The organism is Paraclostridium dentum (assembly GCF_012922555.1).
GTDB classification, from domain to species: domain Bacteria; phylum Bacillota; class Clostridia; order Peptostreptococcales; family Peptostreptococcaceae; genus Paraclostridium; species Paraclostridium dentum.
Window position 1 is genome coordinate 1 of record NZ_WIPK01000191.1, and the last position, 324, is coordinate 324.

Consider the following 324-nt stretch of genomic DNA (forward strand, 5'->3'; position numbering starts at 1 on the left):
CCACGATGCCCGCACCATCCGCTACCCTGATCCCATGATCAAAGCCAACGACACGGTCCGCATTGATCTGGAGACTGGCAAAATCACAGACTTTATCAAGTTTGACACCGGTAACATGTGCATGGTGACAGGTGGTGCTAACTTGGGTCGTATTGGTGTCATCACCAATCGAGAGAGGCACCCTGGCTCCTTTGATGTGGTGCACGTGAAAGACAGCACGGGCAACAGCTTCGCCACCAGGCTCTCCAACATCTTTGTCATTGGCAAGGGTAACAAGGCCTGGGTGTCCATTCCTCGTGGAAAGGGTATCCGTCTGACCATTGC

Annotated in this window: 1 protein-coding gene; it reads left to right on the forward strand. The window is 53.4% G+C overall.

The window, feature by feature from the left end:
* On the forward strand, positions 1-324 hold a 324-nt coding region (locus GFJ41_RS21325), incomplete at both ends, for a KOW motif-containing protein (RefSeq protein WP_206001636.1).